Raw genomic sequence first — 6,246 nt, forward strand, 5'->3', positions numbered from 1 at the left:
GGGTGCCCGCCGCCGGGGCCGTGCGCGTGGGCGCCCGTCCGCGCCGTACGCGTGCGGCGCCCGTTCCGGGTACGTGGTGGCGGCCGGTCCCGGCGGGGAGTCCATGAGCGCGAGCGGAACGCCGGCCGGGCGGAAGCGGCCCGCCGGGCCGGTCCGTCCGCCGGGCCCGGCCCGTCCGCACGCCCGTCCGCCCCGACCGTCCGCGCGGGGGTGTCCGCCGGCGGAAGTCCAGCCGCCGCCGAAGCGGAAGCCGAAGCCGTATCCAAGCCGCCGCCCGCCCCGCCGAAGCCCGTCGTCAGCCCGGCCCGGGCGGGAAGCGGTGCACGCCCGACGGGGTCACGGCGGCCTGGACGGGACGGTCGTGCGGCTCCGCCGGTACGGCGTCGAGCAGTTCGCCGTCGTACAGCAGCACGAGCAGCGCGGGGTCCGCGCCCGCGTCGGCGAGCCGTTGCAGCACCCGGTCGTAGCTGCCGCCGCCGCGGCCGAGCCGCAGACCGCGCCCGTCCACGGCGAGCCCGGGCAGCAGCAGCGCGTCCGCGTCCAGCACGGCGCTCCGGCCCAGCCGCGCGCCCGCCGGCTCCAGCAGGCCGATCCGGCCCGGCCGGCCGCTCGGGGACAGCCGCCCCGGGCCTTCGTACGCGGCCCAGTCGAGGTCGTCGTCGTCCCGGAGCACCGGCAGCAGCACCCGGGTGCCGCGGCCCCGGAGCGTGTCGATCAGTTCCCGGGTCGGCGGCTCGCCGCCGACCGACACATAGGCGCAGACGGTGTTGGCAGCAGCGAGTTCCGGCAGTTCCAGCGCCCGCCGCGCGAGGGCCGATCCCGTCGTGGAAACGTCATCTTCCGTCAACCGCGATCTCATCTGGAGCAGGCCGCGTCGCAACGCGGACTTGCCATGCTGAACAGCATCCATCGTGGGCGGAAACCTCCCCTTTCCTTTCACTCATACCGGAACGTCACCTTCCACTCATACGTTCCGGTTATGGTTCTCCGCATGACTGAATCGCGCTCCCGGATCAGCAAGGCTGTCATTCCCGCGGCCGGACTCGGCACCCGCTTCCTCCCGGCCACCAAGGCCACGCCCAAGGAGATGCTGCCGGTGGTCGACAAGCCCGCGATCCAGTACGTCGTGGAGGAGGCCGTCACGGCCGGGCTCTCCGACGTCCTCATGGTCACCGGACGCAACAAGCGCCCGCTCGAGGACCACTTCGACCGCAACTACGAACTCGAAGAGGCCCTGAGGCGCAAGGGCGACGAAAACCGTCTCTCCCGGGTGCAGGAGTCCAGCGACCTCGCGACCATGCACTACGTCCGCCAGGGCGACCCCAAGGGCCTCGGCCACGCCGTGCTGTGCGCCGCGCCGCACGTCGGCGACCAGCCCTTCGCGGTCCTCCTCGGCGACGACCTCATCGACCCCCGCGACCCGCTCCTCGCCCGGATGGTGGAGGTGCAGGAGGAGCACGGCGGCAGCGTCGTCGCCCTCCTGGAGGTCGACCCGGAACAGATCCACCTGTACGGCTGCGCCGCCGTCGAGCCCACCGGCGACGGGGACGTCGTCCGGGTCACCGGGCTCGTCGAGAAGCCGGCCGCCGCCGACGCCCCCAGCAACTACGCGGTCATCGGCCGCTACGTCCTCGACCCCTCGGTGTTCGAGGTGCTCCGCAAGACGCAGCCGGGCCGCGGCGGCGAGATCCAGCTCACCGACGCCCTCCAGACCATGGCCCAGGAGGCCGGGCCGGACGGACCGGTGCACGGCGTCGTCTTCAAGGGCCGCCGTTACGACACCGGTGACCGGGGAGACTACCTGCGGGCCATTGTCCGGCTCGCGTGCGAACGTGAGGACCTGGGACCGGACTTCCGGGCCTGGCTTCGGAAGTTCGCCGCGGAGGAGATGTAGCACTTTGAGCACCGCTGAGCAGGCCGCCGAGACGGTGACCGGGACGGACCGGGAGTCCGCCACCGCCCCGGCGGCCGCCCCGACGGGCGGGGAGCCCCGCGTCTGGAGCGTGGACGAGCACCTCGCCGACATCGTCCGGCACGTCCAGCCGCTGGAGCCGCTGGAGTTGCAGCTCCTCGACGCGCAGGGCTGCGTTCTCGTCGAGGACGTCACCGTCCCCGTCGCGCTGCCGCCGTTCGACAACAGCTCGATGGACGGATACGCCGTCCGGACGGCCGATGTCGCGGACGCGGCCGAGGACTCACCGGTGCGGCTCACCGTCATCGGCGACATCGCGGCGGGCAGCGGCAAGCTCCCCCGGGTCCGGCCCGGGGAGGCCGCCCGGATCATGACCGGCGCGCCGCTGCCTCCGGGCGCCGAGGCCGTCGTACCGGTCGAGTGGACCGACGGCGGCACCGGCGGCGGCCCCGCCACCGGGATGACCGCGCACAGCTCCGACCCGCGGGGCGCCGGGGGCGAGGTGCTCGTCCACCGGCCCGCGGGAGCCCGGGCCCATGTCCGGGCCCGCGGCAGTGACATCGCCGCGGGGTCGCTGGCGCTCGCCGCGGGCACGGTGCTCGGCCCGCCGCAGATCGGCCTGCTCGCGGCGATCGGCCGGGCGACGGTCAAGGTCCGCCCGCGGCCGCGCGTCGTCGTCCTGTCCACGGGCAGCGAGCTGGTGCCGCCCGGCACCGAGCTGGCACCGGGACAGATCCACGACTCCAACAGCTTCGCCCTGACCGCCGCCGCCCGGGACGCCGGGGCCATCGCCTACCGCGTCTCGGCCGTGTCCGACGACGCCGAGACGCTGCGGGCCACCATCGAGGACCAGCTGATCCGCGCCGACCTGCTGGTGACCAGCGGAGGCGTGAGCGTCGGCGCGTACGACGTCGTCAAGGAGGCGCTGTCCAGGCCGCTCGACGCCCCGCACGACGGGTCCGGCGTGGAGGAGCCGCCCGGCGCGGAGGAGCCACGCGCGGGGGAGCCCGCCGCCGGCGGCCCGGAATCCGCCGCCGGGGACTCCGGCACGGCTGCCGGGGCCGCCGGCGAGGAGAGCACCGACGGGGCGCCCGCCGCCGGGGATGCCCGCGGAGCCGCCGGAGGCCGGTCCGCCGCGCCGTCCGGAGGCGTCGACTTCCGGCGGCTCGCCATGCAGCCCGGCAAGCCGCAGGGCTTCGGCCGGATCGGCCCCGACCACACCCCGGTGCTGACCCTGCCGGGCAACCCGGTCAGCGCGTATGTCTCGTTCGAGCTGTTCGTCCGGCCCGCGATCCACGCCCTCATGGGGGTCCCGGACACCCGGCGGGAGACCCTTCGCGCGGTCTGCCCCGAGGGAGTCGCCTCGTCCCCGGCCGGGAAGCGGCAGTTCCTCCGCGGCCGGTACGCCGACGGCACCGTCAGCCCGGTCGGGGGAGCGGGCTCCCATCTTGTGAAGGCCCTCGCCGACGCGGACGCGCTGATCGTCGTACCGGAGGACACCACGTCCGTGGCACCGGGCGCCGAGGTGGACGTGATCCTCCTGCGCTGAAAGGGCGCCGCGGCCGGTACCGTATCTGCCCACAGGGACCGGGACCGGGAGAACGATGAGCAGCGCCGAGCAGCACCTCACGCACCTCGACGAGCGGGGTGCGGCCCGTATGGTCGACGTCTCCGGGAAGGACGTCACCGCGCGCACGGCCCGGGCCACCGGCCGGGTGCTCGTCTCGCCACGCGTCGTCGAACTGCTGCGGGGCGAGGGCGTGCCCAAGGGCGACGCCCTCGCGACCGCCCGGATCGCGGGCATCATGGGCGCCAAGCGGACCCCGGACCTCATCCCGCTCTGCCACCCGCTGGCGGTCTCCGGGGTCGAGGTCGAACTGTCCGTCGCCGACGACGCCGTGGAGATCCGGGCCCGGGTGCGGACGACGGACCGGACCGGGGTCGAGATGGAGGCCCTGACGGCCGTCACGGTGGCCGCTCTCACGGTGATCGACATGGTGAAGGCCGTCGACAAGGAGGCGGTCGTCACGGACGTACGGGTCGAGGAGAAGACCGGCGGCAAGTCGGGCGACTGGCGGCGCGGGGACGACCCCGGCGCCGCGGACCGGGACTCCGCCCCGGCGGACACCACCGGCGGTGCCGCGTGAACGCGCCGCCCCGCCGCGCCCTCGCCGTCACCGTCTCCAACCGGGCCTCGGCCGGGGTTTACCGCGACACCGGGGGTCCGCTGCTGGCCGAGGGCCTGGCGGCGCTGGGCTTCGAGACCGACGGGCCGCGGGTGGTGCCCGACGGCGAGCCCGTCGAGGCCGTCCTGCGGGAGGCGGTGGCCGCCTCGTACGACGTGGTGGTCACCACCGGCGGCACCGGCATCTCGCCCACCGACCGCACCCCGGAGATGACCCGCCGGGTCCTCGCCGAACTCGGCCACGAGGTGCCCGGCATCCCGGAGGCGATCCGGGCCGAGGGCAGGGCGAAGGTCCCGACGGCCGCGCTCTCCCGGGGACTGGCGGGGGTCGCGGGCGGCACGCTGATCGTCAACCTGCCCGGCTCGTCCGGCGGCGTACGGGACGGGCTCGCCGTCCTCGGCCGGCTGCTGGTGCACGCCGTCGACCAGATCCACGGGGGCGACCACCCGCGCACCGGGGACGGCACGGGCGGCACCGGCGACGGCGTGACCGGCGACGGGGGCAGCGAGGGAGCCGATGCCACCGGGGGTGCCGGAGGCGGCGTGACCGGCGACGGGGTGACGGACGACGGCACAGGCGGCACAGGCGGCACAGGCGGCACCGACGGCACAGGGGGCACCGGGGGCACCGGGGGTACAGACGGCACCAGTGGCTCCGGTGGCGGCCGGAGCGGCGGCGGGGCCGGCCACGGGACGCACGGATGACTCCCGTCTGGCCGGTGGAACTGGCGGACGGCGATGTGGTCCTCCGCCCGATAAGGCTGCGCGACCAGCGGGCCTGGCGCGAAGTCAACCGGCGCAACCGGGAGTGGCTGCGCCCCTGGGAGGCGACCCTCCCGCCACCGGGACCGGGCGGTGCGCCCGTGCGCCGCCCGACGTACCGCCAGATGGTCCGCCATCTGCGTTCGGAGGCGCACGCCGGACGGATGCTGCCGTTCGTCGTGGAATACCGCGGCCAACTGGCCGGGCAGTTGACGGTCGCCGGGATCACCTGGGGATCGATGTGCTCGGGGCACATCGGTTATTGGGTGGACCGGGCGGTCGCGGGCCGCGGAGTGACGCCGACGGCGGTCGCCCTGGCGGTCGACCATTGCTTCCGGAGGGTTGGTCTGCACCGCATCGAGGTCTGTATCCGGCCGGAGAACGGACCGAGCCGCCGCGTCGTGGAAAAACTGGGATTCCGCGAGGAGGGTCTGCGCCCGAGCTATCTCCACATCGACGGGGCGTGGCGTGACCACCTGGTTTACGCCCTGACGGCGGAGGAGGTGCCGAGCGGGCTGCTGGCGCGCTGGCACCGGGTCCGGCCCGGAACCGCTCACAAATAAAATAAGTGTTCGAAAACAAACGGCAATTGACCACAATCCCAGCCGTCCGATCTCAACAATCACAAAAAAAGTTCGAGTTATCAGCCAGATCGTGCGACACACCGGGCCAATTGGCGGATGGGCTTGCGCAAACCCCTCTACCGTGTGAGGCGTGAGCAGCAGCGGCCTCATCTACGCAGTCATCGTCGGGGCCTGGGCCGCCTACTTGGTGCCGATGTGGCTCCGTAGGCAGGACGAGCTGAACGAAGCCCGTCCGACGGAACGCTTCTCCACCGCCATCCGGCTGCTGTCGGGACGGGCGGCCATGGAGCGCCGTTACGCCAAGGACCTGGAGGAGCGCCACTCCGACGACGCGGGCGGTTCCGCCGCCCCCGCCGCACCGGAGCCGGGTGCCGACCCGGACGCACCGACCGGGACGGTCGACGTCCGGGACTTCGCGCTGTCCGCGGTCCTTCCCGTCCCCGGCGAACTGCGCGACCCCCGGAGCCGGACGGACGCCGCCGCACCCCGGGACGACGACCCGCACGCCGACGACCCGCACGCCGACGGGCAGCCGCAGGCTGCGCCGGCTGGCCGTCCGGCCCCTGCCGCACGCCGCGCCCCGGCCAAGGCCGCCGGAGCCTCCGCCGCCGAGCGCGCCCGCCGCTCGAAGGTGCTCGCGCGCCGCCGCCGCACGACCATGATGCTCTTCCTCGCGTTCACGCTCGGCTCGGTCGTGGCCGCGGTCGGCGGGCTCGCCTTCCTCTGGGCCCCGGCCGTGCCCGCCCTGCTGCTCAGCACGTACATCGTCCATCTCCGTACGCAGGAACGCCGCCGCTTCGTCT

Annotated in this window: 6 protein-coding genes and 1 pseudogene; 6 read left to right on the top strand and 1 reads right to left on the bottom strand. The window is 74.4% G+C overall.

Annotated elements, in window-relative coordinates; all coding sequences use genetic code 11:
- Positions 1 to 295: 295 nt before the first annotated feature.
- A complete protein-coding gene (locus tag GCU69_RS11695; protein WP_156205944.1) occupies positions 296 to 910 on the bottom strand; it encodes a 5-formyltetrahydrofolate cyclo-ligase in 615 nt (204 codons plus the stop codon).
- Positions 911 to 991: 81 nt separating this feature from the next.
- Here GCU69_RS11695 and galU point away from each other — a divergent pair, with 81 nt between their 5' ends.
- From galU to sepX, 6 genes and pseudogenes are all read left to right on the top strand, one after another.
- Positions 992 to 1,894 (top strand): UTP--glucose-1-phosphate uridylyltransferase GalU, encoded by a 903-nt coding sequence (galU, locus tag GCU69_RS11700; protein WP_098752367.1) that lies wholly within the window; start codon positions 992 to 994, stop codon positions 1,892 to 1,894.
- A 34-nt stretch (positions 1,895 to 1,928) separates the two neighbouring features.
- A complete protein-coding gene (locus GCU69_RS11705; RefSeq protein ID WP_156205952.1) occupies positions 1,929 to 3,461 on the top strand; it encodes a molybdopterin molybdotransferase MoeA in 1,533 nt (510 codons plus the stop codon).
- A 55-nt stretch (positions 3,462 to 3,516) separates the two neighbouring features.
- Positions 3,517 to 4,059 (top strand): cyclic pyranopterin monophosphate synthase MoaC, encoded by a 543-nt coding sequence (gene moaC / locus GCU69_RS11710; RefSeq protein WP_170315832.1) that lies wholly within the window; start codon positions 3,517 to 3,519, stop codon positions 4,057 to 4,059.
- Positions 4,056 to 4,556 (top strand): annotated as a pseudogene (locus GCU69_RS11715) (MogA/MoaB family molybdenum cofactor biosynthesis protein); the annotation flags it as partial. The gene moaC and the pseudogene GCU69_RS11715, both read left to right, overlap by 4 nt.
- 242 nt (positions 4,557 to 4,798) lie before the next feature.
- On the top strand, positions 4,799 to 5,422 hold the full coding sequence (locus GCU69_RS11720; RefSeq protein WP_176604568.1) for a GNAT family N-acetyltransferase: 624 nt from the start codon (positions 4,799 to 4,801) through the stop codon (positions 5,420 to 5,422).
- Positions 5,423 to 5,573: 151 nt separating this feature from the next.
- Positions 5,574 to 6,246 (top strand): divisome protein SepX/GlpR (gene sepX, locus GCU69_RS11725; RefSeq protein ID WP_328629990.1); only part of this gene is annotated, 673 nt, incomplete at its 3' end.

The sequence above is a fragment of the Streptomyces lycii genome (assembly GCF_009735685.1).
Taxonomy (GTDB): domain Bacteria; phylum Actinomycetota; class Actinomycetes; order Streptomycetales; family Streptomycetaceae; genus Streptomyces; species Streptomyces lycii.

Excerpts from the sequence above, each read along its gene's own strand:
- GCU69_RS11695 (WP_156205944.1), bottom strand. The coding sequence starts at position 910 with ATGGATGCTGTTCAGCATGGCAAGTCCGCGTTGCGACGCGGCCTGCTC.
- galU (WP_098752367.1), top strand. The coding sequence starts at position 992 with ATGACTGAATCGCGCTCCCGGATCAGCAAGGCTGTCATTCCCGCGGCC.
- moaC (WP_170315832.1), top strand. The coding sequence starts at position 3,517 with ATGAGCAGCGCCGAGCAGCACCTCACGCACCTCGACGAGCGGGGTGCG.
- GCU69_RS11720 (WP_176604568.1), top strand. The coding sequence starts at position 4,799 with ATGACTCCCGTCTGGCCGGTGGAACTGGCGGACGGCGATGTGGTCCTC.